Here is a 26,996-nt window from a genome sequence, read left to right as displayed (position 1 = left end):
GTAGCTCCAGTTAGCAAAAGTAGAGGGTCCATACGCGGGAAAGGCGCACCAGGGCTTCGAAATAAAAATAATCGCCCCAGAGGTTAGGTTCGTTAATGCCTATCTTGCGGCCAAAGTTATACACGCCCTCACGCAGAAGGCCGTCCTGCGCGTGGACAAAATAATGTTCGCGTAAGTTACGCATCATTAGCTCGATCGCATTACTGTAGGCAGGACGCAATGGATCGGTTAATGGCAGCGAACTTAGCAGCTCGGTCAGGCCACAGGCGGCAATCGCGGCGGCAGAGGTATCGCGTAAGGCGTTATCCTCCGGCAAGAAAATAAGATCCCAATAACAGATGTAATCTTCCGGCAGCCGGTTAAGAAAATAGTGAGCGAGTTTACGCGCCAGTTCCGGCTGGCTGGTGTCGCCCGTATGGCGAAAGCCCAGCGCAAAACCGTAAATCCCCCACGCTTGTCCGCGTGCCCAGCATGAGTTGTCGCTGTATCCCTGATGGGTATCGCCACGAAGCGGCTGGCCGTTATGGACATCCATATAGAACGTGTGGAAAGAAGACGCATCATCACGCACCAGATAGCGTGCGGCCTGTGTCAGATGACGCGTTGCCGCCTCACGCCAGGCTCGCTCGCCTGTTTCGTTGGCCGCCCAAAACAGCAGCGGTACATTGAGATTACAGTCAATAATCATCCGTCCCTGACGCGCAGGATCATTGAGATCGCCCCACGCCTGAATAACGCCAGCGCTGGCATTGAAGCGGCGATAAAGCCGTTCTGCAGCCCGCAGCGCCAGGCCGCGCGCGCGGGGGTTACCGGTCAGTCTCCAGGCGTTTACGCAGGAGAGCGAATAAAGAAAACCGAGATCGTGGGTATCAACCTTAATGTTTTTATCCAGGCGCTCTTCAAAGCTATCGAGCAGGCGTTCGGCAACCACGCGGTATTTATCATCGCCAGTTACTTCCCAGGCCAGCCACAGCATCCCCGTCCAGAATCCTTCCGTCCAGTCGACTTTCTTCACGTCGGGATAGCGGCCGTCCATCGCGCTTGCTGCCGGAAAGGTCGTGGAGAAGCGCGGCAGCATGGCGTCAATTTGCGCGATAACCTCTGCCAGGGCGCTTTGCAGCCATGGCTCATCCAGTCCCGGTTGAGGGGCAAAATAGCGGCGATCGAGTGTTTCCAGCACCACGGTCATGACGTGGCCTCTTCAGAAAAAAAATCGTCGGCATCATCCGCCGCCGTGGGGCTGGCCGTCTGACGCGTGGCGATAATTTCCGGGTCGGTATTCATGTATTGCATCGCGCTACTGGCGGCAGCGATAGCCTCCTGGATGCGCGAGGCGGTTTGCGTCTGCCCGGAGAGACAAAATTCCATCAGCATGATTAAGTTAGCGCCGCTTACCACGTGGACATGCGAATGCTTCACTAACATTTGTACGGCGGTGTTATTAACGCTGCCGCCGGGCATATCGGTAAAAAGCACCAGCTCCTTATCTTTACTGGCGGCATGTCTGGCGATGGTTTCAAAGCGCACGGCAAGGTCCGCTGTTGAACCTATTTCGCCGCAGTAAGCGCAAATAGGCGTCACCCCGTGATCGTCACCAACCAGCAAATTTAGCGCAGAAATCACACCTTCGGCATAGCGACCATGGGTTGCGATATACAACTCTCGCATTACATTTTCCTTAAATTTAGGTTTCTGTTGGAGACAGTGCAATCACTATGCCAAATGCGTATATATATGATTTAATTAGGTAAATAATTTGTTTTCGACGCTGGTTTCAGTGTTGAATCAGGCAGGGACCAAAGTGTCGAAGCGTCTGCCAGCCTGAGCTGGCAGGACGATCACTGGAGCGTATCGCTTGCTATCCATGGCTCCATGATTTCATAAATCATCAGCACTTCGGTGAGCGGCAGGGTGAGGTTGTATTTGCGGTTAAGGGCCTGGAAAAAAGTGTCGTGAACAGCAACAAACGCCTGTTGTTCAAGGGTTAATGGCGTCTCCTCACGGTGGCGAACGCCGTTATTCACCATCACGCGTTCAATCATCAGCGCAATGTGCATAAACAGATTAATGCGCAGGTAGCTTTCGAAGTGAATTTTGTAGAATGCCTCGTACTGCTTAATTACCGCCTCGACTTCGTCAATGATCACCACCGGATTAAGGAAATTCAGGCGGCTGGCAACCCCCTCGACGGTGAAAAGTTTCACCACCTCTTCAATCATCGGCTCAAGTCCACCCTCCTGCAGCAGGCCGCTAAAATAGTCTCTTTTGAGTATCAGTGTCTTTTCTTTAATCAGCTGTTCGACGCTTAACAGAGGGATGTAACCGGCTTCCAGGTCAGTCGTCGTAATGATAAGCCGCGTCCCGTTTAACGCCGGGTCGGCACGGGAGATTTTCCATTTCAAATCATCATATTCCATGGTGAGAATATCGATCTCCTCCTGAGCCAGATAACGCTGGACGATATCTTTGAGCTTGCGTGAAATGCCTTCTCCAGAGATACAGGAGATAATGATTTTATTGCCCGGCAGCATCCCTGCGTAATAACGCGTCTCTACCTCGTATGCACCCTTCGTGCCGTCGATAATGGCATCCATGGGCTGCTTGTCCTGAATTTTTGCGGCGATATCCAGCGCCATGGCGGTACTGACGTTGTTGATAACCAGTAGTTCGCCGTGGAGGTGCAGTTTTATCTCTTCATAAATCTCTTTTAATGAGCCCATATCCACCAGAATGATCAGACCTGCGCCCTGTTTAAGGCGTGACAGATGAGCAATCAGCAGGTCGATGATCTCGCGGGTGGAGGTGGCGCCTGGCATATCGAACGCTTTAAAGTAATAGCCTCCGGTAAGCTCATTGGCGATACCCGCAATACTTGATGCCGTGGAACGCCCATGCGAAACGATAATGCCCTGGACAGGCGAATCGTCACCCGCCAGGGTATAAAAAATGCAGCTCAGCAGCGGCGTCAGAAGCGGTAAGGGGCGATCCTCAACATGCTTCGCCAGCAGCGTGAGACACTCTTCTGCCAGCAGGCGGCCTTTGACCGACACATAGTCAGCGATGGTCTGCAACTCTTCCACCCTGTCTTCCTGCGCTTCGGTATGCAGGGCGTAGATGAGGCACAGCCACACGGCTTTGCGGATCTCTTGTCCGCAGGCAATACCGACCTGGTTTTCCAGCTCATTTATTGCGTGCATGGCATTCTGCCAGATATAGCCGCTATACAACGCATCAGCAGCCATAACGCCGTGAATCGTCGTCAGGAGCTGTTCTATTTTACGGTTAAGCAGTAACACGTTTCCGCTGTGGCAGAAGTCGCGAAATATCACCTCATCACGCATCGCCTTGGGTAGCAAAGCGCTGGTATCGGGCGTGGAGCGTTGATGAGCGGAGATAACCAGCGTTTCGCCACCCGGGTAAGTTCCCTGTAGCGTTATGGTCTGAGCCTCACGATTATCACTCCAGGCACTGGCGCACATAACCTTGATTTGGTTTTTCAGTTCGCCAATATTGCCTCGCACGGGTGAGGTCGCCAACTGATGCATCAACTGATTATTCAGATGAATATCTCGCTGCAGACCAACGGCTTCCTGATGCAGAAAATAATTCACCTGGGCTATGCGTTCCGTGAGCGGACGGGAGATAAAATTAGGCAGCGTAACCCGTACCGGAATGCGGCGACGGAAGGTGTTGAGCAGTACCGTGTCGATATTTTCCGTGGTGGCAAAGATAAAACGTAATGACGCCGGATGACGAGTAAGGTTGTCTCCCAGACGGTAGAAGTAGCCTTTATCCATAAACAGGAACAGTTTTTCCTGATTCTCTGCCGACAGGCGATGCACTTCATCCAGGAATAAAAAACCGCCGTTCGCTTCATCAAACGCACCCTGTTTATCACGATCGGCACCGGTAAATGCCCCACGGGTATAGCCAAACAGCGTTGCGGAAAGTAGCTCGGGATTGTTGGCGTAATCGGCGCAGTTAAGTTCAACAAAGGGTTTATTGCCGGGGATGATGCCCTGGTCTAATGCGTACGCGTAGATGAGCGATGCGAGATGGCTTTTGCCTACCCCGCTTTCACCCGAGAGCAGGATGGGCAACCCCTCACCGGGATAGTCAACCGCAGAGCGGCACAGCGCCACCGCTTCGGCAAGGCTACCCTGTGCGCCAATCAGTTCTATAAACGCGTCTGTCTTTTTCGACACTAAAGTGGATGGGGACAACGTTTGTTTACCGGTGCGTTGCACGAAGAAGCGCACCGGGCGGGTATTTTCCTTACGCAGATGGCCATCTTCACACAGTCTGTTCAGGTAATGGCTGATGACGCTGCGGTTAACCTGTATAAAGCCAGAACAGTCCTGTGCCGTGAATCCCGTGAGGCTCTGTGCATAGTGTGTGAGGATTTTGTGGAAGAGTTTTTCTTTCGCTGACAACGCCATTTCTCAAGGTCCTGCATAGAGTTGAAAATAGCGTCGATATTATTTAGACGCTAGACACTAATATTGTTATTAGACACTTAACACTTTCCTCGTTTATGAATTAAAGTGAAACTCTGTTTTAATTAGAATGTGATCGCGATCGGGGCGCTTTTTAGCGTATGCCCGCCAGCCGCAGCAGCGCCGTGACCACCGCTGCCGCCACAATCACCGCAATCAACGGCACCTTTCGCCAGGCGAGGAACACGGCAAACCCCACGCCAAGCACCCGCGCCATACCCGCGAAATGTTCCCCTTCATAAAAGGTGGTCGCCAGCGCCACGGAAAACAGCAATACCGTTGCCGCATCCGACAGCATTGCCTGAGCGCGTTCCGATAAGGCCAGCCGGTTACCGAGTTTTGCTCCGCCAAGACGCATCAGATACGTCCCTGCAGAAAGAAGGGCAATACCAGAAATAAAGACGGTCATGTTTTCCATTATTTTTTCCTCGCGACCAGGCCCAGCAAAGAGAGCAGTACCGGCAGCCCTACCGGCGCAAGGGGGACGGCTGCCAGCGACAGGGCGGCGCCGCTACAGGCGCGAATCAGCGTGGTGCGGTTTTTAAAGGCAGGAACCACCAGCGCCAGCAGAATGGCCGGGAATACCGCATCCAGGCCGATGGTTTCCGGATCCGGCAGCAGCTTTCCGACCATCGCACCCAATAGCGCGCCCAGCGGCCAGATGATGGCTACGCCCAAACCGCACAGCCAATAGGCCGCTTTACGCTGCTCGGGCGTTTTTTGCGACAGGCCAAACACCACGCTCTCGTCGTTCATAATGTGGCAGCCCAAAAAGCTCAGACCGCGCTTGCCCACCAGTTCACGCACCGTTACCCCAAACGGCACATGGCGGGCATTCACCAGTAACCCCGCCGCAGCCGCAGCCAGCGGATTTCCACCGCTTGCCACGATGCCGATGAACATAAATTCCGACGCACCAGCCAGCACGGTAATAGAGAGCACAAACGGCACCCAAACCGGGAAGCCGTAAGCCATGGCCAGCGAGCCGTAGGACATGCCAACGACGCCAACCGCCAGGCAGACCAGGATGATTGCTTTGATAGTGTCGCCTTGCAGGCAGGAGAGGTGCTGCTTCATACAATTTTAGCCATATCGAACGTATTTCCATTATAATGAACGGATCAAAATCGTTTTACAAGACGAACGATAAGTTCGACAAAAAGAACAAGAGGCCTTTTATGACGCAGCCCATTAGCGTAATCGCCAAAAGTCTGGTGCGAGAACGTCTGCGAACAGGGCTTTCACTGGCGGAAATTGCCCGCCGGGCCGGGATCGCTAAATCCACGCTTTCCCTGCTGGAATCCGGCAATGGTAATCCCAGTCTGGAGACGCTGTGGTCGCTGTGTGTGGCGCTGGATATCCCCTTCGCCCGGCTGCTTGAGCCTCAGCACCCCATCACCCAGGTGATCCGCCGCGGCGAAGGGACAAAAGTGGTTGCCGGTCAGGCCAACTATGAGGCGATTTTGCTGGCTGCCTGCCCGCCGGGCGCGCGACGCGATATCTACCTGCTGTTGACCCAACCGGGCGCAGACCGGCTTTCCCAGCCGCACCCGCCCGGGTCGGTTGAGCATATTATCGTGACGCAAGGACGGGCGCTGGTCGGCCTGCTGGATGCCGCAGAAGAGCTGGGGGCAGGGGATTACATTTGTTATCCCGCCGATCTGCCGCATATCTTTAAGGCGCTGGAACCTGATACGCATGCGCTGCTGGTGGCAGAACAAAATTAACCAGGATACGGAAAATCATGTCGCTCAAAGCCATTGCTAAAGAACTGGGGCTGTCTGTTACCACCGTCAGCCGTGCCCTCAACGGGTATGACGATGTCTCAAGCGAGACGCGCGCCCGGGTGGAAGCAGAAGCCCAGCGCCGTGGCTATCGGCCGAATACCTTCGCCCGGCGTTTGAAAATGGGCAAAATCGATGCCGTCGGTCTGGTGTTCCCGGTGCATCCTGTTCCGCTCAATAATAGCGTTTTTATGGATATGGTCGGCGAAATTAGCCACCAGCTTGCGCAACATGAAATCGATCTGCTACTGATAGCCGATGATGACCTGGCCGATAAACACAGCTATATGCGCATGGTGCAAAGCCGTCGCGTGGACGCGCTGATTGTGGCGCACACGCTGGATCACGATCCGCGTCTGGAACAGCTTCAGGCCGCCGGGTTTCCCTTCCTGGCCCTCGGGCGCAGCCAACTCCCGCAGCCGTACGCGTGGTTTGATTTCGACAACTATGCCGGTACTTACCAGGCCGCCCGCTGGCTCATTGAAAAAGGTCACCAGCGTATCGCCTTACTCGGTGAAAGTAATAATCAAGCCTTCATCACCCAGCGCCGTCAGGGCTTTCTGAACGCGTTGCGGGAAGCGGGCCTTTCCTGCGAGTGGCTACGCGCAATGCCGCCTTCGCGCCGTGTGGGTTATGCCACGACAAAAGAGTTACTCTCTCTGCCACAACCGCCAACCGCCATCATTACCGACTGTAATACTCATGGCGACGGCGCGGCCATGGCGCTGGCTCAGCTCGGGCGTTTAGCGGGCGAAAACGCCGTGTCGCTGGTGGTGTATGACGGTTTACCTCAGGACAGCATTGTCGATATCGAGGTGGCCTCAGTGATCCAGTCGACCCGTCAGGGCGTCGGTAAACAGATTGCGGATATGGTACGTCAGTTGATTAAGGGCGACGATATAACCCAACTTCAGGTGCTCTGGCAACCACACTTCTCCCCGGGCCAGACAGCGTAGACTCACGCATTTTTACTGCCAGATCACAAATCCGAAACGTTTTGGTTTTCACCCGAAACGTTTCGGATCAACACTCAGTACATCCCATGACAGGAGATGTCTGATGCAAGATCCTATTTTACGACTCGAAAGTAGCCATGTAGACGTGGTGATTAAAACCCGCCCGTTCGCCGAAATTATCTACTGGGGACCGCACCTTCAGTACTTTTCCCCGCACGATGCCCATACGCTTTCACGTCCGGTCGCCAACGGCAGGCTGGACGTAGACTCACCTGTAACGTTGATGGCCGAGTTGGGTCACGGTCTGTTTGGCTCGCCGGGCATTGAGGGCCACCGTCAGGGGTTGGACGGGTCGCCAGTCTTCACCACGACCCATGTCCAGCAACGGCAAGACACTCTGACGATAACGGCGGAAGATGCGCATGCTGGCCTGCGCCTGACCAGTGAACTGGCGCTGGACGCGAGCGGCGTAGTGGTGATACGCCACGGTCTAACCAACCTGAAAGCGCAGGCGTGGCAGGTTGACCGTTTTGCCGTGACCTTGCCGGTGGCCGAGCGCGCCCGGGAGGTGATGGCCTTCCACGGACGCTGGATCCGCGAATTCCAGCCGCATCGCGTGAAGCTGGAGCATGACGCCTTTGTGATTGAAAACCGCCGCGGCAGAACCTCCCATGAACACTTCCCGGCGCTGATCGCAGGTACATCGTCGTTTAGCGAAATGCACGGCGACGTCTGGGGCGTGCATCTGGGCTGGAGCGGTAATCACCGCCTGCGCGCGGAGGCTAAAACCGACGGTCGCCGCTACCTGCAGGCTGAGGCCCTCTATCTGCCCGGCGAAATGGCCCTGGAGGAGGGTGAAACGCTGTGGACACCGCGTCTTTATGCCAGCTATTCCGCGCAGGGGCTGAACGGCATGAGCCAGCAGTTCCATCGTTACCTGCGTGACAACATCATCCGTTTTCCGGAAAACAAACCGCGTCCGGTGCATCTCAACACCTGGGAAGGGATCTACTTCAACCACGATCCGGACTACATCATGCGCATGGCCGACGAGGCGGCGGCGCTGGGCGTAGAGCGCTTTATCATCGATGATGGCTGGTTCAAAGGCCGCAACGACGACCGCCGTGCGCTGGGCGACTGGTATCTGGATGAAGAAAAATACCCGCATGGTCTGACGCCGGTGATCAATCACGTCAAACAGCTCGGCATGGAGTTTGGTATCTGGCTAGAGCCAGAGATGATTAATCCGGATTCCGATCTGTATCGCGCCCATCCCGACTGGGTGCTGGCGCTGCCGGGCTACACGCAGGCTACCGGGCGTCACCAGCTGGTGCTCAATCTCAACATTCCGCAAGTTTTTAATTATCTGGTCGAGCGCATGAGCTGGCTGTTAGGCGAGCATGCGATCGATTACGTAAAGTGGGACATGAACCGTGAGCTGGTGCAACCCGGCCACCGTGGCAAAGCTGCGGCGGATGCACAAACGCATCGGTTTTATCGCTTGTTAGACGTGCTGGGCGAGCGTTTTCCGCATATTGAGTTTGAATCCTGCTCGTCCGGTGGCGGACGAATCGATTACGACGTGCTGACCCGCAGCCATCGCTTCTGGGCGTCTGATAACAACGATGCGCTGGAGCGCAGCACCATCCAGCGCGGCATGAGCTATTTCTTCCCGCCGGAAGTCATGGGCGCGCATATCGGTCATCATAAATGCCACGCCACCTTCCGCCAGCACAGCATTGAATTTCGTGGCCTGACGGCGCTGTTTGGCCATATGGGGCTGGAGCTGGATCCCCTCACTGTCGATAAGCATGAGCGCGAAGGGTATCGCCGTTACACGGCGCTGCATAAGCAGTGGCGCGAGGTGATCCATCACGGAACCCAGTGGCGCGTGGAGATGCCCGATGCCAGCACCCAGGTGCTGGGTATGGTCAGTGAAGATAAAAAGCAGGGGCTGTTTATCGTCAGCCAGCTCGCCATGGCGGATTACACTCTTATGATGCCGCTGCGTATGCCGGGGCTGGAGGCGGGGGCGCAGTACCATATCTCGCTGCTCGATCACCCGAATATTCGCCTCACCGGGGAGGGCGGCCACACGATGCGCACGCTCCCGGCCTGGATGGAGACACCGCAAACCGCGAGCGGTGAGTGGCTGATGCAGGCGGGCGTTGCGCTGCCGATTCTGGATCCGGAAACCGCCATTCTGATTGGCGTTGAACGCGTGTAAGGGTGATGGGCCGCGTAACCGGCCCGCCGTTAAGGATAAAAATAATGAACACAACAACCTGTACCCACAAAGACAACCCTAATTTCTGGATCTTCGGGCTGTTTTTCTTTCTCTATTTCTTCATTATGGCGACTTGCTTTCCGTTCCTGCCGATCTGGCTGTCGGACATCATCGGCCTGAACAAAACCCACACCGGAATAGTCTTCTCCTGCATCTCGCTCTCGGCTATTGCTTTTCAGCCGGTGCTGGGGGTTATCTCGGATAAACTGGGGTTGAAGAAACACCTGCTATGGATTATTGCGGTATTGCTGTTTTTGTTCGCGCCCTTCTTCCTGTACGTTTTCGCACCCTTGCTGAAATCCAGCATCTGGTTGGGAGCGCTGAGCGGCGGTCTGTATATCGGGTTTGTCTTCTCGGCGGGCTCCGGGGCGATTGAGGCCTACATTGAACGCGTGAGCCGCAACAGCTTCTTTGAATACGGCAAGGCGCGTATGTTTGGCTGTCTCGGTTGGGGGCTGTGTGCCTCGACGGGCGGGATCTTGTTTGGCATCGATCCGTCGTATGTCTTCTGGATGGGTTCAGCCGCCGCGCTGCTGCTGCTGATACTGTTAGTGGTGGCGAAGCCGAAGCCGAATCAGACGGCGCAGGTGATGAATGCCTTAGGCGCTAACCAGCCGCAAATCACCGCCAAAACCGTGTTTAGCCTGTTCCGCCAGCGCAGAATGTGGATGTTTATCCTCTACGTGATTGGCGTGGCCTGCGTTTATGACGTCTTCGACCAGCAGTTCGCCACCTTCTTCAAAACCTTCTTTGCCACTGCGCAGGAAGGGACCCGTGCTTTTGGTTTTGCCACAACGGCGGGGGAGATATGTAATGCGATAATCATGTTTTGCTCGCCGTGGATAATCAACCGCATCGGTGCAAAAAATACGTTACTGATTGCCGGGTTAATCATGGCGACGCGCATTATCGGCTCCTCGTTTGCCACGAATGCGGTGGAGGTGATTGCCCTGAAAATGCTGCACGCGCTGGAAGTGCCGTTCCTGCTGGTGGGCGCGTTCAAATACATTACTGGAGTGTTTGATACGCGACTGTCGGCCACTATCTACCTGATTGGCTTCCAGTTCGCCAAGCAGTCGGCGGCAATTTTTCTCTCCGCCTTTGCCGGGAATATGTATGACCGGATCGGCTTTCAGGAGACCTATCTGATGCTGGGCTGTTTTGTGCTGGCGATAACGGCGGTGTCGGCGTTTACGCTGAGCAGCAGGCAGGAAATTGCGGCTGCCGCAGGTGCGGCAGCCTTAACCGATCAGGCGAGGTAAAACACCTCTTCCAGTTCCGCACTCACCGGGCTATTGTCCGGGTTCGACGGCATGACGTCGCGCATGTGTTTCCACCAGCGCTGGCAGATCTCGGTATTAGCGACCGCGTCCCAGCGCGCTTGCGACTCAATTTCCACCGTGGCGAACAACAGGTTGCGCTCTTTATCAAGATAAATCGCGTAATGGTGGGCGCCGTGGGCCTTCAGCACCGCTTCCAGCTCCGGCCATATCGGGTTGTGGCGGCGCTGGTACTCCTCGTGCGCATCCGGGTTAACCTGCATCACAAAGGCCTTGCGGATCATAATGCCTCCAGGTACAGCTCACGGACGTCATCGCGGCTGGCGGTGCGCGGGTTGCACGGTGCGCACGGGTCGGCGAGGGCTTTATCCAGCCAGCCTTCGATATCCGCTTTGGTTACGCCAAGCTGGCTGAAGCCGGACGGAATACCGACGCGGGTGCTCAGGTCACGAATTGCCTGGATGGCCGACATGCTTGCGATTTCATCGCTCATGCCGCGCGTATCAACGCCCATCGCCTGCGCCACGCGGGCAAAGCGGGCAACGGCGTTCGGACGGTTAAAGTTTTCGATGATCGGCAGCAGGATGGCGTTACACACACCGTGTGGCAGATTATGGGTCGCCCCCGGTTGATGCGCCAGGGCGTGCACCAACCCCAGACCGGCGCTGTTAAAGGCCATGCCCGCCAGGTACTGACCAAACGCCATCTGTTCCCGTGCTTCAAGACTGTGACCATCGTCGACCGCTTTTGGCAGCCAGAGGGCGATCAGGCGAATCGCTTCCAGCGCATTGGCATCGGTCAGCGGGTGCGCCCCTACGGAAACGAAAGCCTCAATGGCGTGAGTTAACGCGTCCATGCCGGTGGCTGCGGTAACGGATGCCGGAATATTGAGCATCACGCTGGCGTCATCCACGGCAATATCCGGGATGATGTTTGGGTCGATAATCACCTCTTTCACCTGACGCGCGGCGTCAATAATGACCGCGTTACTGGTCATCTCCGCCGCCGTGCCAGCGGTGGTGTTGATCGCAACCAGCGGCACGCCCGCGTTGGTCACTCTACCCACGCCGGAGTAGGCAGTGGACGGACCCGGGTTGGCGGTAAGAATTTTGATCGCTTTAGCGGTATCAATTGGGCTGCCGCCGCCAAAGGCAATCACGTAATCACATTCCGCCTCCTGATAAGCCGTGAACCCTTTTTGCACCAGCGCTTCGGTCGGGTTTGGAAACACCTCGTCGAACAGGTGATACGACATCTGATGGGCATCCAGCGCGGTAAACAGGCTGTCGAGCAGGCCCAGCTTCACCAACTGGCCGTCGGTAACAATCAGAGCTTTACCCCACTGCTTGTTCGCCACCAGATTGACCATATCGCCGATTGCGCCCGTGCCGTGCAGGCTGATTTTTGGCAAGGCCAACATAAAGCTCATGATAATTCTCCTTAATATGATTTTTTGGGTAATTTAAATCCGTTTTCGTGACATAACCCGCCGCGTAAGGATCGGCAGCGAAATCACTACGATCAGCATTGAGCCGATAATCACCGACATCACAATGCCGGGCACGTTGAGCAGGCTCAGGCCAAACGTCACCAGCCCCATCAGGAAGGCGGCAATAATCACGCCCACCATGCTGCCGGAACCACCGAGGATATTGATCCCGCCAAGCACTGCCAGCAGCACCATCATCTGCCCGAGCGCGAGAATGATAAGAATGGACGTATCGTTAAACATCTCCACCAGATTGCCTGGGGCAATAAACGACGGTACGCGGCTGCCAATGGCGGCGATCATCAGCACAATGACCGCCCCCAGCAGCGCTTCGCGGTGTTTTAACAGGAGATTGAGCATGTTATGCCGCCTCCTGTTTGGCACCGCTGGCCGCGCTGACGATAGTTTCCGCCGTCGCCTCACCCGCCGAATATTCGGCGACCATCAGCCCTTCGGCAGTCGTTGTGGTCGGGCCGGTATAAATCACTTTTACATCACCTAACTCTTTGGCTGCCTCCTGTGCGCCAGTGTTCGCTGCCTCGAAGAATCCATTTCCCAGGGACTTCGCCACCAGGGCGATTTTAACTTCTGCTAACGCGGAACCGGACAACGCCAGAGCGGCAACGGTGAGGATCAAGCTTATCTTTTTATTCATTGCTTTTACTCCACGAGATTGAGTGAGGTGTAGGGATTGCAGGTGTTTTTTCGCCCCGTCTCAGTGAGCGGGGCGCGATGTTTTAGAGGTACAGATCTAACGCTGACTGCATGGGGGTGACACCGAAGCGTTTGCCCAGCGCAATCAGTTCTTCACGGGTGATGGTCTGCTTCATGCCGCCCATGGCGTAAACTTTCACCAGCACTTCAGCCGACTTCTCGGCAGTGTCGATCAGGCCAAAGGTTTCATCCAGCGTCGGGCCGCTGCCGAATACGCCGTGGAACGGCCACAGCACCAGAGAATGTTTTTGCATATCGACTGCGGTGGCCTGGCCGATTTCGTCAGTACCCGGCACCATCCACGGCAGAATGCCTACGCCGTCCGGGAACACCACCAGACACTCGGTGCTGCCTTCCCACAGTTTGCGGGTGATGAAATCCGCACTGTTTTCCAGCACGTAGGTCAGGGCGATCAGGTTAGTCGCGTGGCAGTGCATGATCACCCGGTCTTTGCCGTGGGTCGCCTTGATGCGCTCGCAGTGGGAGAGGAAGTGTGCTGGTAGCTCAGAGGTCGGTACTGCGTCATCCGTCAGCCCCCACAGAATGTGGTAGCCCGCGCCGTCGCTGTCCACTTTCACCACCCCGAGGTTGGCCTGCGGGTCAAGCTGGACGTTGCGGAAAAATTTGCCGGAACCGGTGACGATGAACGGCGTGTTAGCGAGTAGCGGCATCGGCTGGCTCAGGGCGATATAGCGCGGCTTAAGGTGGAAGTCGGCCGCGAACGGCTCGATATCGGCGTCATCCAGGCGCAGCGTCAGGTTGCCGCCGTTGCGCTCGTCCCAGCCTTTCAGCCAGGCGTCGGAGGTGGCTTTGATCATGCCCTGGACGAACCAGGAATGGGTAATGGTCTGCATAATTTTCTTTTCCAGTTATCGCGATAAGGGGGTTACCCGCGCTTTTCCAGCACGTTTTTCTCATATGCCCGTACGTTATCCAGCCACTGGCTACCTACCGGGGCATCGTTGCGCTGGCAGTACATTTCCCACACTGCCTGCCACGGCAGGGATTTTTGCTCTTCAAGCAGCGCCAGGCGTGCGGTGTAGTCGCCTTTCTCTTCCAGCTGTTTCAACGCAGAGGTTGGCTCCAACAGGGCGCGCAGCAGGGCTTTCTTCATGTTGCGGGTGCCGATAACCCAGGCTGCGATACGGTTGATGGAGGCATCAAAGAAGTCGAGGCCAATGTGCACGCGGTCGAACAGGTCATGACGGATAATTTCGCTGGCGATGGCCTGGGTTTCGTCATCCAGCAGCACCACGTGGTCGCTATCCCAACGCACCGGGCGGCTAACGTGCAGCAGCAGACGCGGGACGTAGAGCATGGCGGCGGAGATTTTGTCGGAGATAACCTCTGTCGGGTGGAAGTGACCCGCATCCAGGCACAGTGCCGTCTGGCGGCTGGTGGCGTAACCCATGTAGAACTCGTTCGAGCCGACGGTATAGCTTTCTGCGCCAATACCGAACAGCTTGCTCTCCACGGCGTCGATGTGGTGCGCCGGGTTCAGTTTTTCGCTAATCGCTTCATCCAGCGCGGCCAGCAGGCGCTGACGTGGTGCCAGACGGTCGACGGTGATGTCTTTCATGCCGTCCGGGATCCAGATGTTCATCACCGATGGTGTGCCAAGCTGCTCGCCAAAATACGCCGAGACGCGGCGGCTGGCCTTCACGTGGTCAATCCAGAACTGGCGGATTTCATCGTTGGCATGCGCCAGGGTAAAGCCGTCGGCGCTCAGCGGGTGCGAGAAGCAGGAAGGGTTAAAATCCAGCCCCAGTTTGTTGGCTTTCGCCCACTGTACCCAGTTCGTAAAGTGTTCCGGTTTAATTTCATTGCGCGCGACCGGCTCGTCGGATTCGAGATAGATCGCATGCAGATTGAGGCGTTTTGGACCGGGGATCAGGCTCAGCGCCAGCTCCAGGTCGGCGCGCAGTTCGGTAGCGTTGCGCGCTTTACCCGGGTAGTTGCCGGTAGCCTGAATGCCACCCGTCAGCGAACCGCCCGGATTTTCGAAACCAGCGACGTCATCGCCCTGCCAGCAGTGCATGGAGACAGGCAGGCGGTCGAGCTGGTGCAGTGCCTCTTCGACATCCACACCGACGGCGGCGAAACGCTGTTTAGCCAGGTCCCAGGCTTGTTCTAATTGAGTGGTCATGCGCAAAGCTCCTTTGTCAGACGTTTTTGCTGAAACTGCTCCCGATAGCGTGCAATTTCATGGCAGGGATTGGGTGTAAAGGTGGTCAGGCTGTAGTTCTCCGTCACCACCGAGCGGAAATCGTCAACGCTTGCCAGTTCATCAAGCGCCATCAGTTGAACGCCGATATTCCCGAGCGTGGAGGCCTCAACCGGGCCCGCAATCACGGTGATGCCGCAGGCATCGGCACAAAGCTGGTTTAGCAACCGGTTCTGGCAGCCGCCGCCGACGATATGCAGTTGGCTAAACGGCTTGCCGCGTAGCTCAGCCAGCTCGCTCAGCACGTCGGCATACAGCAGGGCGAGGCTGTCAAAAATGCAGCGCGCCAGTTCGGCGGGGGTAGAGGGAACCGCCAGGCCTGCCTCGACACAGGCAGCCTGGATTTCGGCACTCATGTGCGTTGGGTTGATAAAGCGATCGTCGTTTGGATTAATCAGGAAGCTGCAGGGGGGGAGCTTTTCGGTTTCTGCGATAAGCGCAGGCAGATCGCGAATGTTTTGCTCTTTCAGCACGCGCTGAAGCAGCCATAGCCCCATGATGTTCTTCAGCACCCGATAGCGGCCTTCTGCCCCACCTTCGTTGGTGATATTTGCCGCCAGGGCCGCCTCGCAGGTATAGGGCGTTTTGCTCTCAAAGCCCATCAATGACCAGGTTCCGGAGGAGAGGTAAGCGGCATCTTTACTGGCGAGCGGTGAGGCGATCACCGCGCTGGCGGTATCGTGGCTGGCGACCGCGACCACCGGAATGTGGTTACCTTGCGGACAAATCCACTGACCGATCACATTACCCGGATGGGTGGGCGCGCCAAACCAGGCGGGCGATGCGCCGGTCCAGTCCAGCAGGGTTTCATCCCAGCTGTCGGCGTTGATATTCACCAGTTGAGTGGTGGTGGCGTTGGTGTATTCCCAGTTCATGCAGCCGGTCAGGCGGTAGCTGAAATAGTCCGGGATCAGTAGCACATGGGCGACGGTCGCGGCAACGTCTGGCTGCTGCTCCATTAGCGCACGCAGTTGGAAGAGCGTATTGAAGGGCAGGAACTGAATACCGCTGCGCCCGTAAATACGCTTTTTACCCAGTTGAGCGATGGCATCCGCCATCAGGCCTTCGGTACGCTTGTCACGATAGGAGACGGGCAGGCCGACACGCTCGCCATCACGGCCCAGCAGCACGTAATCCACGCCCCAGGTATCAATGCCAATGCTGTCGATAAGAATGCCTTCATTGCAGACATGGTTCAGTCCCGCGCGGATCTCGGTCTCCAGGCCGTCGATATCCCAGGTATCAAAACCCTCCTGTTTTTGCAGGCAGTTGGCAAAACGGTGCATTTCGCGAAGCGAAAGCGTGCGCTGGTTACCGTCATACGTGGCCAGCATGACGCGGCCGCTGGATGCGCCTAAATCGACGGCCACACAATGGCGAAAAGTCATGGTCGGGTCCTTCTTTAAGTCATTGGTAATGAGTGTAAGAAAGGGACGAAAAAGACACCTTCTCGCCACTGACAGACGAAATCTGGGGCTGGCAAGAAAGCAAAGATGAACGTGAGAGAGTTCACAGTTTCCAGTCATCAAGGGGTTGGCAGGCAATGTGATGGTGTCCGCATTTCACGATCTTTGTGCCCGTTTCTTAAAAAACGGACAGTTTTTGCGACCTTTACTGCCGAAAATTTAAGGTCAGTCTTTAAGCCCTTAATTACTATTCTGAGAATATTTCTCATTGGTGGGGCCGTTATGACCGTACTACACAGCGTGGATTTTTTTCCTTCGGGAGGTTCGCCTGTCGCGATAGAGCCACGGCTCCCTCAGGCTGCATTTCCGGAACATCATCATGATTTCCATGAAATTGTGATCGTCGAACAGGGTACGGGCATTCATGTGTTTAACGGCCAGCCGTACACCATCAGCGGGGGGACGGTATGCTTCGTTCGCGATCACGACAGACATTTGTATGAACATACCGATAATCTGTGCCTGACCAATGTTCTCTATCGTTCCCCGGAGGCGTTCCAGTTCCTCTCTGGCCTCAATCAACTGCTACCGCAGGAGAAGGATGGACACTACCCGTCGCACTGGCGGGTGAATCAGTCCACGCTATCGCAGGTGCGACAGTTGGTAAGCCAGATGGAGAAGAGCGAGGACGGACAGGAAACCCATGCCATTGCCACCCGTGAACTGCTGTTTATGCAGCTGCTGGTGCTGCTGCGCCGTGGAAGCCTGGTGGAAGGGCTGGAAAATAACGACGCGCGGCTGACGCAACTGATGGCCTGGCTGGAGGAGCATTTCGCCGAGGACGTTTGCTGGGAAACGCTGGCTGATAATTTTTCCCTGTCGCTGCGTACCCTGCACCGCCAGCTTAAGCACCATACCGGGCTGACGCCTCAGCGTTATCTTAACCGTTTGCGGTTGATCAAAGCGCGTCACTTGCTGCGCCATACTGACGATAGTGTTACGGATATTGCCTACCGCTGTGGTTTTGGCGACAGTAATCACTTTTCGACCCTCTTTCGCCGCGAGTTTAGCTGGTCCCCGCGCGATATTCGTCAGGGTAAGGATGCATCACTTCAGTAACGCGAGAGCAGTCACCGTTTTTTTGCCGCAAAAAGGGTAATAATGTCAGGTTATTCGCCGTTGAGGTTGTGGTGTGGCCGCTCAGTTAATCCTACGCAAAGACGATTTTTTTGCCTCCGCCGCTCAGGCCGTCGCGGTGGCCGATCGCTATCCGCAAAACGTCTTTGCAGAGCATACTCATGAGTTCTGTGAGCTGGTGCTGGTATGGCGAGGCAATGGCTTGCACGTTCTCAACGACCGGCCATATCGCATTACACGAGGGGATCTGTTTTACATCCGCGCCGAAGATAAACACTCCTACGCCTCGGTCAACGATCTGGTGTTACAGAACGTCATTTACTGTCCGGACAGGCTGAAACTCAACGTCGACTGGGCGAGCACTATTCCCGGTTTTCTTGATGTGAAAAGCCCTGCGCACTGGCGTTTAAGCAGTAACGGCATGACTCAGGCGCGGCAGATTATTTCGCTTCTGGAGCAGGAGAGCCAGAAGCGTGATGCCGTCGCTAACCCAATGGCGGAGCTGCTTTTTGCCCAGTTGGCGATGACGCTAAAGCGCCACCGTTACGCTAGCGATAACCCTTGTGCCCCCCAGGACGCGCTGCTGGATAAGCTGATCACTACCCTTGCGGGTAGCCTGAACAAGAGCTTCGTACTGGAGAAATTCTGCGAGCAGGAGCAATGCAGCGAACGTACGCTACGCCAGCAGTTCCGCGCCCAGACCGGGATGACGGTGAACCACTATTTACGCCAACTGCGCATCTGCCATGCCCAGTACTTGCTACAGCATACGGAACTGATGGTCAGTGAAGTGGCGATGCGCTGTGGTTTTGAGGACAGCAACTATTTTTCGGTGGTGTTCAATCGTGAGGTGGGGATGACGCCAGTGCAGTGGCGTCATCGTAGCCGAAAGGCCGCGTAATCAGTTCGCCATGCCGAGGCCGACAATATTGGCTGCGATAATAATCACCACGCAGCCCAGACTCAGCACGCTCACTGGCCGACGCCCGGCGTTTTTCCACTCCTTTAGCACCAGGCCAACCAGCCCGCCGCACAGTACGTAGAAGCTCATATGCAGCATCCAGCTCATGTAGTCATACTGCGCCGGAATGCTGGCGTGGCCCCAGGCGTAGAAGAAAAACTGCAGATACCACATCAGTCCGCCAAGCGCAGAGAGCAGAGCATTGGTAATGATGAGCGATTTTGCCAGCGAAAAGTCCGCTTTTACCGACAAGCTCTTCACTTTTGCCAGGCGAATGAAGCAGTACCCGAGGTTAACCAGCGCGCCGCCGCCCATGATCACCACATAGCTCGGTAGCGCAACATACAGGGGATCAACGCCCAGCGCAGCGGCGGCTTCATGCATCGGTTTGGCGGCGTTCATCGCAAAGGACATCCCTGCGGAAAAGATGCCGCACATCACCGCCAACAGCAGACCTTTCTGCAGATTAAAGTCTTCGGCCCGGATGCCCATTTTGCGCTCTTTGAGCTGGCCTGCGCGGGTAACGATACCTACGCCTATCACCGCGACCAGCACACCGAGCAGTGTCATTCGCCCGCCCTGCGTATTGATCAGCACGTCGAAGTTGCCGTTAAGAATGGGCGTCATCAGCGTGCCGACAATCAGGGTAATACCAATCGCAATACCAATCCCCATCGACATGCCGAGATAGCGCATGGTGAGGCCATAGTTGATGTTGCCGATGCCCCACATTGCGCCAAACAGAAACACCGGCAGCAGGGTGGAAGCGTTGAAAGAGGAGAAGTAGCCCCAGAAATCCGGGAGCAGCATGGCGCTAATGGTCCACGGCAAAATCAGCCATGACACGGTACCACCAACGGACCACATGGTTTCCCATGACCAATGTTTAACCTTTTTAAACGGGGCATAGAAACAGGCCGCACTGGCTGCGCCTATCAAATGCCAGAAAATACCCATCGTAATCGCATGATTCATTTTTTATATCCTCATCGTTTTTTTAAGCCGGTGGCTTCCCGCCGACTTGATGAGTATAAAAATTAGGCGGTTTAGGAACCTTCAGAAGGTTGCCGCACTTTGGTTCAGGATGGCAGTCAGGACGTTAACCACGTGAGGAGACTCACAATTCCACGCTTTATTGCAAAACGAATAACCACACAGAAACTAAGGCATTGATAATCATTTTCAATATCATTTAATTAACTATAATGAACCAACTGCTTACGCGGCATTAACCGCTGTGCCGCCCGACACTAATGGAGAGGATTATGAGTTATACACTGCCATCCCTGCCGTATGCCTACGACGCACTGGAACCGCATTTCGACAAGCAGACGATGGAAATCCATCACACTAAACACCACCAGACCTATGTGAACAACGCGAATGCCGCGCTGGAAAGTCTGCCAGAATTCGCTAACCTGTCTGCGGAAGAGCTGATCGCCAAACTGGACCAACTGCCAGCGGACAAGAAAACCGTTCTGCGTAATAACGCGGGCGGTCACGCTAACCACAGCCTGTTCTGGAAGGGCCTGAAAACCGGCACCACCCTGCAGGGCGACCTGAAAGCAGCCATTGAGCGCGACTTCGGCTCCGTAGACAACTTCAAAGCGGAATTCGAGAAAGCCGCTGCGACCCGTTTCGGCTCTGGCTGGGCATGGCTGGTTCTGAAAGGTGACAAACTGGCGGTGGTTTCTACCGCTAACCAGGACTCCCCGCTGATGGGTGAAGCCATCTCTGGCGCATCCGGTTTCCCTATCGTGGGGCTGGACGTGTGGGAACACGCTTATTACCTGAAATTCCAGAACCGTCGTCCGGACTACATCAAAGCCTTCTGGGACGTAGTGAACTGGGACGAAGCTGCCGCGCGTTTCGCCGCTAAAAAATAAAGTTGCATTGACACCTGTGAGAAGCGAGTCTGATGACTCGCTTTTTTTGTCTCTGCAGAAAGGAGCAGCGATGCATTATCCGGTGAACGTGTTTACAGGCAAGGTAAGGGATTACGACGGCAGCCGCCCGAGCGCCATCGCGAAAATTCAGGTTGACGGTGAGCTGACGTTAACCGACCTCGGGCTTGCGGGCGACGAGCAGGCTGAAAAGAAAATCCACGGCGGGCCCGACCGTGCGTTATGTCACTACCCACGCGAGCATTATCGCCACTGGATAACGGAATATCCCGGGCAGGCTGACCTGTTTGTCGCGCCAGCCTTTGGCGAGAACCTTTCTACTGAAGGGCTGACTGAGAATAACGTTTTTATCGGCGACATCTTCCGCTGGGGCCGCGCCCTGATACAGGTGACGCAACCGCGTTCACCCTGCTTCAAACTTAATTATCATTTCGGCATCAGCGATATGTCGGCGCAACTGCAAACGGCGGGCAAAACCGGCTGGCTGTACCGTGTGGTGCTGGCAGGACAGGTTTCTGCGGACGCGCCGCTGGAACTCGCGTCACGCCTGAGTGACGTGTCAGTGTACGACGCCTGTGCGATAGCCTGGCATATGCCGTTTGACGAGGAGCAATATCAGCGCCTGCTATCGGCGGCGGGGTTATCTACAAGCTGGACAAGAACGATGCAAAAGCGGCGTTTAAGCCGCAAGATCGAGGATGATTCGCGTAGATTGTGGGGGAAATAATTGCCCCTCATCCCGGCCTTGAAGGGAGAGGGGGTCGTCAGTGCAGGCATGTTTTTGTGGGGAATCCTCAGCCTATGGGTTGAGGGTGAGGGGCTACGAACGCTTATACAATGGTAGCCAAAGCGTTAAACGCAACCCGCCCAGCGGGCTGTCGTCGGCTTTCACCCAGCCGCGGTGCTGCTGCATAGCGGTTTCGACAATCGCCAGGCCCAGCCCCGTGCCGCCTGATTCACGATCACGTGCCTCATCGGTACGGTAAAACGGACGGAAAATCTGCTCGCGATCTTCCGGGCTGACGCCAGGCCCATCGTCGTCGACAATAACGGTTATCCCGTCTTTATCCACCGAGAACGCCACCTCAATCTTCGTGTTCGAGTAGCGCAGGGCGTTACGCACGATATTCTCCAGCGCGCTCTCAAGCGTGTTAGGGTTACCGTACAGCGGCCATGGCCCCGGTGGGAAGTTGACGGTGAACGATTTACCCATCTGTTCAGCTTCAAATGCGGCGTTATCTAACACTTCATGCCACAGATGATTGGCTTTCACCGTTTCGCTGACCAGCGCGTTCTTCTGCTGATTGCGCGACATGACCAGCAAATCGTTGATCATGCTGTCAAGCCGGTGGGCTTCCGTTTCGATACGCTCCAGCTCTTTGCTCTCACCGCTACGGCGGCGCAGCAGAGCGGTGCCCAGCTGTAGTCGGGTCAGCGGCGTACGCAGCTCGTGCGAGATGTCCGACAGCAGGCGTTGCTGCGCGGTCATCATCCGATCAAGCGCCGTCACCATCTGGTTAAAACTGGTCCCGGCGGCAAGGAATTCCTGCGGCCCGGCTTCCAGCTCCGGATGTTGTCTCAGGTTACCCTGGGCAACTTCATCGGCGGCGTTTTTCAACTTACGTGCCGGTTTCGCCAGGCTCCATGCCAGCCATAACAGCAGCGGAGAACTGACCAGCATCGTGACAATCAGTAGCAGAAGCGGACGGTCAAACAGCAGGTTGATGAAATCGGATTGAGAGTTACTTGCAGGGCGAATCAGGTACAGCTGGTAGTTGTCTTCCCCATCCCTGATAGAGAAGGGGCCAACCATCTCTACCCGACCATATTTTTTCTTCTGGGGGTGATCGGCGTTATCCGCCTGGCCAATGAAGTTACGGATAATTTGCATTTCATTGCGATCGGCCCCAATAACGCGACCTTCGCTGGTGACCAGCAGCAGGCGTTGTCCGGGCGGCGCCCACTTATCGATGGCGCGAAACAGCCTGCGCCACCACATCAAATCGTTTGGCGGATCGTTTGCCAGCTCAGCTTCAACATGCTGCTCGATCATCACGCCTTGACGTTGCTCGCTGTCGAGAAGCTCCGTCATTTGGCGTGAGTCGAGTTTTGGCAACATCAACACGAGCATTAAAACCAATGCCAGCGTGAGCCAGAAAATGGCAAAAATGCGGGCGGTTAAGCTCCCTATCATGAAGCGGAAACCATCAGATAGCCGCGACCACGCAGGGTTTTAAACCATGGGTGACCATCTTTACGTTCCGGCAGCTTACGGCGCAGGTTCGAGATGTGCATATCAATGGCGCGATCAAACGGAGTGAGGCGTTTGCCCAGCACTTCCTGGCTTAAGTGTTCACGCGATACCACCTGGCCAAGATGCTGCGCCAGCAGATACAGCAGGGTGAACTCTGTGCCGGTCAGTTCCAGCGTTTCACCGTCGAAGCTCGCTTCCTGGCGACCCGGATTCAGGCTCAGGGAGTCTACTTCAAGCGTTGGCGAACTGTTGTCCGTATTTTGCTGCTGTTCGCTCCAGTGGGAACGACGCAGGATAGCGCGAATACGGGCGACCAGTTCACGGTCGTTGAACGGCTTAGGTAAATAGTCATCCGCGCCCAGCTCAAGGCCGAGTACACGGTCAAGTTCGCTGCCGCGTGCGGTCAGCATAATGACGGGGGTCTGGTGTGTCTGGCGAAGCTCTTTCAACGTATCAATGCCGTTTTTCTTCGGCATCATGACGTCAAGCAAAAGTAGATCGATGCTATCGTCAAGGAGACTCAGCGCCTGCTCGCCATCATGGGCGACCAGAACGTTGAAACCTTCCATGTCGAGCAACTCTTTTAAAAGAGATGTGAGCTCTCGGTCATCGTCAACTAACAGGATTTTATTCATTATTTAAATACCTCCGAGGCAGAAATTACGACATCAAGGCTAGCTAATCCATGACTTTACGTTGTTTTACACCCCCTGACGCATGTTTGCAGCCTGAATCGTAGACTGTCTCTCGTTGAATCGCGACACGAAAGATTTTGGGAGCAAGTGATGCGCAAAGTTATCGCTGCCGTCATGGCCTCAACGCTGGCGTTCAGTGCATTTAGCCAGGCTGGTGTAACTATTATCGGCGATAACGGTTCCTCGCAAGAGGGTGCAGCGCCCCACAGCAGCCAAAACCATATGTTTGACGGCATAAGTTTAACCGAACATCAGCGTCAACAGATGCGAGATTTAATGCAAAGGGCAAGACACGATCGGCCCCCTGTTAATGTTAGCGAAATGGAGACAATGCATCGCCTTGTCACCGCAGAAAATTTTGACGAAAGCGCAGTACGCGCTCAGGCAGAAAAGATGGCACAGGAACAGATTGCCCGCCAGGTAGAATTGGCGAAGGTTCGCAACCAAATGTTCCATCTGCTATCGCCCGAGCAGCAAGCGGTTTTGAATGACAAACATCAGCAACGGATGGACCAGTTGCGTGAGGTAGCACGGATGCAGCGAAGCTCAGAAACGACGTTTTTCAGTAGCAGTACTAACCAGTAAATCCTGTTTTCCTTGCCATAGACACCATCCCTGTCTTCCCCCACATGATGTGGGGGTTTTTTTTATCAGGTACTTAGAAAAAATCCCTTATAAATCAACCCTTCTTGCAACAGCCATAAGCAGTTACAAGAAGGATATAGCGTTACGGGTGTAGACAAGATGTAGACAACATTGTTACACCGCCAACCCGCCGCCGAGAGGGTTTAACGTTACTGCGTGTTGCAGGTAATCGGGGGCAAGGTGAGCATAAACCATCGTCTGTTGTATGCTGGCGTGCCCCAGAATTTGCTGTAACGCAATAATGTTTCCCCCGTTCATCATGAACCAGCTTGCGAACGTATGCCGAAGCACATGCGTGGCCTGCCCGCGTGGTAAATCGGGCTTAACCTGTTTGAGCCGTTCGCAGAAGTTTTCATAATCAACTTTGAACAGTGGCCCGGTGTCGCTGGTCTTGATCTCTTTCTCCAGTTCTTCCGATATCGGAACCGTGCGTTTTTTCCCGTTTTTGGTCTTAAGGAACGTCACGCGCCCGTGATTTACCTGCTCACCTCGCAGTGTGCTTCCTTCACCCCAGCGTGCGCCGGTGCTGAGGCATAGCAGTGCCACGCGTCGATCGTCGCCGGTAAGAGTATCCAGCAATTTGCTGATCTCTGATTTAGCGAGATAAGTCATAGCTGGCGGCGCTTCTTTCAGAGGTTCCAGACCCTTACAGGGGTTTTCCTTCCTGAACTCTTCCAGCTTTATCAACGTGCTGAACATCCCGGATAAGCGGTAAATATCACGGTTGATCGTTGCTGCGCTGATACCGTCTTCCAGCCGTTGGCTTCGGTGCTGTGCAATCATTCGCTTGTTCAGTCGGTTAACGGCTGGATCACCCAGCGCCCTGATCGTTTTATTCAGGTGCCGTTTTTCAATCTCGCCATTTTCCTGAGTCTGTCCATACAGCAGCCACCAGGTATCTAACAACTCGCTTAAGGTGCGGCGGTCGACGCTCGCGCCCAGCCATTCTTTTTTGTCGGCGTTGGCTAGTACATAACGCTCAAAAAGAACTGCCTCTTGTTTCTTCTCAAATCGCCTGCGGATACGTTTTCCGTTACGTCCGCGCGGCCATACGTCTACTTCATATTGACCACCTTCGAGCTTCTTAATCGACATAGCGAAGCCCTCCGGTATGACAGAGTGAAATTGAATCTATCCAGTCAATGAAATCATGGTGCAGTGTTAACCAGTTTTGCGGGCGGAGCGGCGCGACGTTGCCGCAGCTTCTGGCCCATCAAGAGAGAGAGCCGGGGCGATTTGTCCGGCTTCTGGTGCAGTATTTCCTGTCATTAACCAGAGCGTGTATTTCGCAAAGTGGGGGTGTTGAGTGATCTTGAGCAAGATATCGCTGCCGATACTCTCGACTCTACCTGTCTCATAATATTTTTGGGTTCCGGCAGGTATTCCAGTCAATTCAAAGAATTGCTGCCTTGTTAGCCCCTCCGCATCTCTAATCACACGAATTTTTTCACCCATCCCACTTGACGGGGTGGAAATCTCTACCATAACATTGTCCTCAAGGGTGGTAATCTCTACCATGAGTAACCGCCAATATAAGCAGTTACAGGCCGAAATAAGCGTTCAAACGCTTCAAAGGGGATTATGACACATGAGCGAAAAAGATTTAGAGGGGTTCATTGAAGTGCGTCACGCTGTTGACGCGGTTCCATACCCAAAATTTGCCGAATTGATCGGTAAGAAGCCCGCCACGGTTAAGAGCATGATTGAAGACGGTAAGTTGCCGATCATCCCATGGAAAAACCCGGAAAGCCTGGGCGCCCGTGCTGAGAACTGGATCTATATTCCTGAGTTCAACCGCGCAATGCGTGACGCCTATTACAACCGTCCGAGAGAACAGCGCGACGCGTGGTTGTTGTGGATCGGTCTTTGAGGTTATCGCGATGAGCCAGAAAACAGCCAACCACGAAAACCGGGTGCGTGAATGCAACGACATTCTGGACACCCATTTAAAAGATATGCAAACGGGCTTCATGATTCGCACCAATAGCGGCGAGTTCATGATCAGGGATAAAAAGCTGATTAAGAAAATAACCAAAGACGTGGCCCGCCATGTTGATGGTGAATTGCTTAAGCTGGGAATGTGAGGGCGATATGTTCAATCCACTGAATAAAAGCTACACGGCAGTTATCAACCCTTTTTCTGATAACAATACCTATGATGTGCCGACATATATAAAGCCGGGCACTAAAGTAACGGTTGCCATTGATTCGCGTGAGCAGGAAATATCTATTCTTGCTGCTTACGATTACGGCATTGAAGCACTGAACGAAGAAGGGCGCGAGCAATTAAACCGTTTAATAGCTGATCTTAAAGTGGCTATCACAGGAAGATGATATGAGTCAGTTAGTGCAATTAAGCCGCCACTCTTATTTATATCGTGGCTTCACGATTCAAAAGTGCCCGCGTAATCCATTTACGTTTAAGCACTCTTATCGTATTTCCAGCAATGGCGATTATTACGGGCGTGACTTTGCTTTAGCGGAAGCCATGCGCACGGTTGATCAGATGTATAAGCAAGGGGGCAGTAATGCACGATGAAGGCCCATCACTGGCAAGCCTGCTTAAGCACGGGTGCCAGGTCACGCACTTCAAGAACTCACGCGGCTGGCTGGAAACGCCGGACGGAAGATTTTTTAAACCCGAACCGGCGAAGGTTCAATTTATCCAAGGTAAAAATAAACCGTTTATTTATACCCAAAGAATAAATAAAGGCTTCCTGCTTACACTGGCTGGATTATTTAAAAAGCTAATTAAGTAATTCGG

Annotated in this window: 29 protein-coding genes and 2 pseudogenes; 14 read left to right on the top strand and 17 right to left on the bottom strand. The window is 54.8% G+C overall.

The annotated features are described in order from the left end of the window. Positions 1 to 10: 10 nt before the first annotated feature. From NL510_RS00155 to NL510_RS00135, 5 genes are all read right to left on the bottom strand, one after another. On the bottom strand, positions 11 to 1,189 hold the full coding sequence (locus NL510_RS00155) for a glycoside hydrolase family 88 protein (protein ID WP_253380624.1): 1,179 nt from the start codon (positions 1,187 to 1,189) through the stop codon (positions 11 to 13). Continuing rightward, positions 1,186 to 1,668 carry a PTS sugar transporter subunit IIA gene (locus tag NL510_RS00150; protein ID WP_253380622.1) on the bottom strand — a complete coding sequence of 161 codons (483 nt, stop codon included), beginning with the start codon at positions 1,666 to 1,668 and terminating at the stop codon, positions 1,186 to 1,188. The genes NL510_RS00155 and NL510_RS00150 overlap by 4 nt, the downstream gene beginning before the upstream one ends. Before the next feature lie 170 nt (positions 1,669 to 1,838). Continuing rightward, positions 1,839 to 4,439 carry a sigma 54-interacting transcriptional regulator gene (locus NL510_RS00145; protein ID WP_253380620.1) on the bottom strand — a complete coding sequence of 867 codons (2,601 nt, stop codon included), beginning with the start codon at positions 4,437 to 4,439 and terminating at the stop codon, positions 1,839 to 1,841. 151 nt (positions 4,440 to 4,590) lie between these two features. Continuing rightward, positions 4,591 to 4,914, bottom strand: coding sequence for an AzlD domain-containing protein (locus NL510_RS00140; RefSeq protein ID WP_253380618.1), 324 nt, complete (start codon positions 4,912 to 4,914; stop codon positions 4,591 to 4,593). Next, on the bottom strand, positions 4,914 to 5,573 hold the full coding sequence (locus NL510_RS00135) for an AzlC family ABC transporter permease (RefSeq protein ID WP_253380616.1): 660 nt from the start codon (positions 5,571 to 5,573) through the stop codon (positions 4,914 to 4,916). The genes NL510_RS00140 and NL510_RS00135 overlap by 1 nt, the downstream gene beginning before the upstream one ends. 101 nt (positions 5,574 to 5,674) lie before the next feature. Here NL510_RS00135 and NL510_RS00130 point away from each other — a divergent pair, with 101 nt between their 5' ends. The 4 genes from NL510_RS00130 to NL510_RS00115 all read left to right on the top strand — a co-directional run bounded on the left by NL510_RS00130 (position 5,675) and on the right by NL510_RS00115 (position 10,785). Further along, on the top strand, positions 5,675 to 6,223 hold the full coding sequence (locus NL510_RS00130; protein WP_253380614.1) for a helix-turn-helix domain-containing protein: 549 nt from the start codon (positions 5,675 to 5,677) through the stop codon (positions 6,221 to 6,223). Positions 6,224 to 6,240: 17 nt separating this feature from the next. Beyond that, complete coding sequence (locus tag NL510_RS00125; RefSeq protein ID WP_253380612.1) at positions 6,241 to 7,236, top strand: LacI family DNA-binding transcriptional regulator; 996 nt, start codon at positions 6,241 to 6,243, stop codon at positions 7,234 to 7,236. A gap of 103 nt (positions 7,237 to 7,339) precedes the next feature. Further along, positions 7,340 to 9,463 (top strand): alpha-galactosidase, encoded by a 2,124-nt coding sequence (locus NL510_RS00120; RefSeq protein WP_253380610.1) that lies wholly within the window; start codon positions 7,340 to 7,342, stop codon positions 9,461 to 9,463. A gap of 44 nt (positions 9,464 to 9,507) precedes the next feature. Further along, the gene (locus NL510_RS00115; protein ID WP_253380608.1) at positions 9,508 to 10,785 is read left to right on the top strand and encodes an MFS transporter; all 1,278 of its coding nucleotides are present in this window, start codon (positions 9,508 to 9,510) and stop codon (positions 10,783 to 10,785) included. Here NL510_RS00115 and rhaM read toward each other — a convergent pair. The 7 genes and pseudogenes from rhaM to rhaB all read right to left on the bottom strand — a co-directional run bounded on the left by rhaM (position 10,773) and on the right by rhaB (position 16,618). Further along, positions 10,773 to 11,087 (bottom strand): L-rhamnose mutarotase, encoded by a 315-nt coding sequence (gene rhaM / locus NL510_RS00110; RefSeq protein WP_253380606.1) that lies wholly within the window; start codon positions 11,085 to 11,087, stop codon positions 10,773 to 10,775. The two genes, NL510_RS00115 and rhaM, sit on opposite strands and share 13 nt — an antisense overlap. Next, on the bottom strand, positions 11,084 to 12,232 hold the full coding sequence (fucO, locus tag NL510_RS00105) for a lactaldehyde reductase (protein ID WP_253380602.1): 1,149 nt from the start codon (positions 12,230 to 12,232) through the stop codon (positions 11,084 to 11,086). The genes rhaM and fucO overlap by 4 nt, the downstream gene beginning before the upstream one ends. 33 nt (positions 12,233 to 12,265) lie before the next feature. Next, a pseudogene (locus NL510_RS00100) lies at positions 12,266 to 12,484 on the bottom strand (ABC transporter permease); the annotation flags it as partial. A 259-nt stretch (positions 12,485 to 12,743) separates the two neighbouring features. After that, positions 12,744 to 12,947, bottom strand: a pseudogene (locus NL510_RS00095) (rhamnose ABC transporter substrate-binding protein); the annotation flags it as partial. An 82-nt stretch (positions 12,948 to 13,029) separates the two neighbouring features. After that, a complete protein-coding gene (rhaD, locus tag NL510_RS00090) occupies positions 13,030 to 13,860 on the bottom strand; it encodes a rhamnulose-1-phosphate aldolase (RefSeq protein ID WP_253380600.1) in 831 nt (276 codons plus the stop codon). Between the two features lie 32 nt (positions 13,861 to 13,892). Beyond that, positions 13,893 to 15,152, bottom strand: coding sequence for an L-rhamnose isomerase (gene rhaA / locus NL510_RS00085; protein WP_253380598.1), 1,260 nt, complete (start codon positions 15,150 to 15,152; stop codon positions 13,893 to 13,895). Beyond that, positions 15,149 to 16,618 (bottom strand): rhamnulokinase, encoded by a 1,470-nt coding sequence (gene rhaB, locus NL510_RS00080; protein WP_253380596.1) that lies wholly within the window; start codon positions 16,616 to 16,618, stop codon positions 15,149 to 15,151. Before rhaB ends, rhaA begins: the two co-directional genes overlap by 4 nt. 300 nt (positions 16,619 to 16,918) lie before the next feature. Here rhaB and rhaS point away from each other — a divergent pair, with 300 nt between their 5' ends. Continuing rightward, on the top strand, positions 16,919 to 17,755 hold the full coding sequence (gene rhaS / locus NL510_RS00075; RefSeq protein ID WP_253380594.1) for an HTH-type transcriptional activator RhaS: 837 nt from the start codon (positions 16,919 to 16,921) through the stop codon (positions 17,753 to 17,755). A gap of 73 nt (positions 17,756 to 17,828) precedes the next feature. Continuing rightward, entirely contained in the window at positions 17,829 to 18,674 is an 846-nt protein-coding gene (gene rhaR / locus NL510_RS00070; protein ID WP_253380592.1) for an HTH-type transcriptional activator RhaR, read from the top strand. Here rhaR and rhaT read toward each other — a convergent pair whose 3' ends face one another. After that, positions 18,675 to 19,709 carry an L-rhamnose/proton symporter RhaT gene (rhaT, locus tag NL510_RS00065; RefSeq protein ID WP_253380590.1) on the bottom strand — a complete coding sequence of 345 codons (1,035 nt, stop codon included), beginning with the start codon at positions 19,707 to 19,709 and terminating at the stop codon, positions 18,675 to 18,677. It abuts the gene before it with no gap. A gap of 290 nt (positions 19,710 to 19,999) precedes the next feature. Here rhaT and sodA point away from each other — a divergent pair, with 290 nt between their 5' ends. Next, positions 20,000 to 20,620: a superoxide dismutase [Mn] gene (gene sodA, locus NL510_RS00060; RefSeq protein ID WP_253380588.1), complete on the top strand. Its 621-nt coding sequence runs from the start codon at positions 20,000 to 20,002 to the stop codon at positions 20,618 to 20,620. A gap of 70 nt (positions 20,621 to 20,690) precedes the next feature. Further along, positions 20,691 to 21,365 (top strand): 6-hydroxyaminopurine reductase, encoded by a 675-nt coding sequence (yiiM, locus tag NL510_RS00055; RefSeq protein WP_436298755.1) that lies wholly within the window; start codon positions 20,691 to 20,693, stop codon positions 21,363 to 21,365. Positions 21,366 to 21,458: 93 nt separating this feature from the next. Here yiiM and cpxA read toward each other — a convergent pair whose 3' ends face one another. Both cpxA and cpxR read right to left on the bottom strand, forming a co-directional pair. Beyond that, positions 21,459 to 22,832 carry an envelope stress sensor histidine kinase CpxA gene (gene cpxA, locus NL510_RS00050; protein WP_253380584.1) on the bottom strand — a complete coding sequence of 458 codons (1,374 nt, stop codon included), beginning with the start codon at positions 22,830 to 22,832 and terminating at the stop codon, positions 21,459 to 21,461. Further along, complete coding sequence (gene cpxR / locus NL510_RS00045) at positions 22,829 to 23,527, bottom strand: envelope stress response regulator transcription factor CpxR (protein WP_003862004.1); 699 nt, start codon at positions 23,525 to 23,527, stop codon at positions 22,829 to 22,831. The genes cpxA and cpxR overlap by 4 nt, the downstream gene beginning before the upstream one ends. Before the next feature lie 150 nt (positions 23,528 to 23,677). On the opposite strand from cpxR, the gene cpxP reads away from it, so the two are divergent. Further along, positions 23,678 to 24,172 carry a cell-envelope stress modulator CpxP gene (gene cpxP / locus NL510_RS00040; RefSeq protein WP_253380582.1) on the top strand — a complete coding sequence of 165 codons (495 nt, stop codon included), beginning with the start codon at positions 23,678 to 23,680 and terminating at the stop codon, positions 24,170 to 24,172. A 174-nt stretch (positions 24,173 to 24,346) separates the two neighbouring features. Here the strand turns inward: cpxP and NL510_RS00035 are convergent, their stop codons facing one another. Next, a complete protein-coding gene (locus tag NL510_RS00035; protein WP_063928744.1) occupies positions 24,347 to 25,327 on the bottom strand; it encodes a phage integrase in 981 nt (326 codons plus the stop codon). 66 nt (positions 25,328 to 25,393) lie between these two features. After that, complete coding sequence (locus tag NL510_RS00030; protein ID WP_032667984.1) at positions 25,394 to 25,717, bottom strand: helix-turn-helix domain-containing protein; 324 nt, start codon at positions 25,715 to 25,717, stop codon at positions 25,394 to 25,396. Positions 25,718 to 25,820: 103 nt separating this feature from the next. Here NL510_RS00030 and NL510_RS00025 point away from each other — a divergent pair, with 103 nt between their 5' ends. The 5 genes from NL510_RS00025 to NL510_RS00005 are packed head-to-tail and all read left to right on the top strand — an operon-like array spanning position 25,821 to position 26,991. Beyond that, entirely contained in the window at positions 25,821 to 26,102 is a 282-nt protein-coding gene (locus NL510_RS00025; protein WP_023309727.1) for a Cox family DNA-binding protein, read from the top strand. Between the two features lie 10 nt (positions 26,103 to 26,112). Beyond that, positions 26,113 to 26,316, top strand: a complete 204-nt coding sequence (locus NL510_RS00020; RefSeq protein ID WP_016246742.1) for a hypothetical protein — start codon at positions 26,113 to 26,115, stop codon at positions 26,314 to 26,316. Between the two features lie 7 nt (positions 26,317 to 26,323). Further along, positions 26,324 to 26,566, top strand: a complete 243-nt coding sequence (locus NL510_RS00015; RefSeq protein ID WP_032654195.1) for a hypothetical protein — start codon at positions 26,324 to 26,326, stop codon at positions 26,564 to 26,566. A 1-nt stretch (position 26,567) separates the two neighbouring features. Continuing rightward, complete coding sequence (locus NL510_RS00010) at positions 26,568 to 26,771, top strand: DUF4761 family protein (RefSeq protein ID WP_032654192.1); 204 nt, start codon at positions 26,568 to 26,570, stop codon at positions 26,769 to 26,771. Continuing rightward, positions 26,761 to 26,991, top strand: a complete 231-nt coding sequence (locus tag NL510_RS00005) for a phage filamentation protein Fil family protein (RefSeq protein WP_253380580.1) — start codon at positions 26,761 to 26,763, stop codon at positions 26,989 to 26,991. Before NL510_RS00010 ends, NL510_RS00005 begins: the two co-directional genes overlap by 11 nt. Positions 26,992 to 26,996: the final 5 nt, after the last annotated feature.

Origin of the sequence: unidentified bacterial endosymbiont (assembly GCF_918797525.1) — a bacterium.
Classification (GTDB): Bacteria; Pseudomonadota; Gammaproteobacteria; order Enterobacterales; family Enterobacteriaceae; genus Enterobacter.
This window is presented reverse-complemented; position numbering and strand designations above follow the sequence as displayed.

Coding starts and splice junctions, on each gene's coding strand:
- rhaB (WP_253380596.1), bottom strand. CDS start 16,618: ATGACTTTTCGCCATTGTGTGGCCGTCGATTTAGGCGCATCCAGCGGC.
- NL510_RS00030 (WP_032667984.1), bottom strand. CDS start 25,717: ATGGTAGAGATTTCCACCCCGTCAAGTGGGATGGGTGAAAAAATTCGT.
- fucO (WP_253380602.1), bottom strand. CDS start 12,232: ATGAGCTTTATGTTGGCCTTGCCAAAAATCAGCCTGCACGGCACGGGC.
- rhaS (WP_253380594.1), top strand. CDS start 16,919: ATGACCGTACTACACAGCGTGGATTTTTTTCCTTCGGGAGGTTCGCCT.
- rhaA (WP_253380598.1), bottom strand. CDS start 15,152: ATGACCACTCAATTAGAACAAGCCTGGGACCTGGCTAAACAGCGTTTC.
- NL510_RS00140 (WP_253380618.1), bottom strand. CDS start 4,914: ATGGAAAACATGACCGTCTTTATTTCTGGTATTGCCCTTCTTTCTGCA.
- sodA (WP_253380588.1), top strand. CDS start 20,000: ATGAGTTATACACTGCCATCCCTGCCGTATGCCTACGACGCACTGGAA.
- NL510_RS00145 (WP_253380620.1), bottom strand. CDS start 4,439: ATGGCGTTGTCAGCGAAAGAAAAACTCTTCCACAAAATCCTCACACAC.
- NL510_RS00155 (WP_253380624.1), bottom strand. CDS start 1,189: ATGACCGTGGTGCTGGAAACACTCGATCGCCGCTATTTTGCCCCTCAA.
- NL510_RS00010 (WP_032654192.1), top strand. CDS start 26,568: ATGAGTCAGTTAGTGCAATTAAGCCGCCACTCTTATTTATATCGTGGC.
- rhaT (WP_253380590.1), bottom strand. CDS start 19,709: ATGAATCATGCGATTACGATGGGTATTTTCTGGCATTTGATAGGCGCA.
- rhaD (WP_253380600.1), bottom strand. CDS start 13,860: ATGCAGACCATTACCCATTCCTGGTTCGTCCAGGGCATGATCAAAGCC.
- NL510_RS00115 (WP_253380608.1), top strand. CDS start 9,508: ATGAACACAACAACCTGTACCCACAAAGACAACCCTAATTTCTGGATC.
- NL510_RS00020 (WP_016246742.1), top strand. CDS start 26,113: ATGAGCCAGAAAACAGCCAACCACGAAAACCGGGTGCGTGAATGCAAC.
- cpxA (WP_253380584.1), bottom strand. CDS start 22,832: ATGATAGGGAGCTTAACCGCCCGCATTTTTGCCATTTTCTGGCTCACG.
- NL510_RS00005 (WP_253380580.1), top strand. CDS start 26,761: ATGCACGATGAAGGCCCATCACTGGCAAGCCTGCTTAAGCACGGGTGC.
- NL510_RS00025 (WP_023309727.1), top strand. CDS start 25,821: ATGAGCGAAAAAGATTTAGAGGGGTTCATTGAAGTGCGTCACGCTGTT.
- NL510_RS00120 (WP_253380610.1), top strand. CDS start 7,340: ATGCAAGATCCTATTTTACGACTCGAAAGTAGCCATGTAGACGTGGTG.
- NL510_RS00015 (WP_032654195.1), top strand. CDS start 26,324: ATGTTCAATCCACTGAATAAAAGCTACACGGCAGTTATCAACCCTTTT.
- yiiM (WP_436298755.1), top strand. CDS start 20,691: ATGCATTATCCGGTGAACGTGTTTACAGGCAAGGTAAGGGATTACGAC.
- NL510_RS00135 (WP_253380616.1), bottom strand. CDS start 5,573: ATGAAGCAGCACCTCTCCTGCCTGCAAGGCGACACTATCAAAGCAATC.
- NL510_RS00130 (WP_253380614.1), top strand. CDS start 5,675: ATGACGCAGCCCATTAGCGTAATCGCCAAAAGTCTGGTGCGAGAACGT.
- NL510_RS00035 (WP_063928744.1), bottom strand. CDS start 25,327: ATGTCGATTAAGAAGCTCGAAGGTGGTCAATATGAAGTAGACGTATGG.
- rhaM (WP_253380606.1), bottom strand. CDS start 11,087: ATGATCCGCAAGGCCTTTGTGATGCAGGTTAACCCGGATGCGCACGAG.
- NL510_RS00125 (WP_253380612.1), top strand. CDS start 6,241: ATGTCGCTCAAAGCCATTGCTAAAGAACTGGGGCTGTCTGTTACCACC.
- cpxP (WP_253380582.1), top strand. CDS start 23,678: ATGCGCAAAGTTATCGCTGCCGTCATGGCCTCAACGCTGGCGTTCAGT.
- cpxR (WP_003862004.1), bottom strand. CDS start 23,527: ATGAATAAAATCCTGTTAGTTGACGATGACCGAGAGCTCACATCTCTT.
- NL510_RS00150 (WP_253380622.1), bottom strand. CDS start 1,668: ATGCGAGAGTTGTATATCGCAACCCATGGTCGCTATGCCGAAGGTGTG.